Here is a 249-nt window from a genome sequence, read left to right as displayed (position 1 = left end):
ATCCTCGGATCACAGCCCGCTTATCGGCTCCCCGAGGCATATCGCAGATTGCCACGTCCTTCATCGGCTCCTGATGCCAAGGCATCCACCGTGCGCCCTTAGTAATCTTCAAACAGACACACAAAAATATTCTCACATAAAGAATAAGATGCTCGCGTCCACTATACAGTTCTCAAACAACACCAGCCGCCCCCCTCACCACACACACCGTGCGCAGCTACCTGAAGCAAGCCACAGAACACACACCCA

1 rRNA gene is annotated in these 249 nt (G+C 53.0%); it reads right to left on the bottom strand.

The window, feature by feature from the left end:
- A 23S ribosomal RNA gene (locus QSJ40_RS12710) occupies positions 1-112 on the bottom strand; the annotation flags it as partial.
- Positions 113-249: the final 137 nt, after the last annotated feature.

Source organism: Kocuria sp. NBRC 114282 (genome assembly GCF_030268385.1).
In the GTDB taxonomy this organism is placed as follows: Bacteria; Actinomycetota; Actinomycetes; order Actinomycetales; family Micrococcaceae; genus Kocuria; species Kocuria palustris.
Note: the sequence above shows the minus strand (reverse complement) of the source record. Positions and strands in the feature narration are given on the sequence as shown.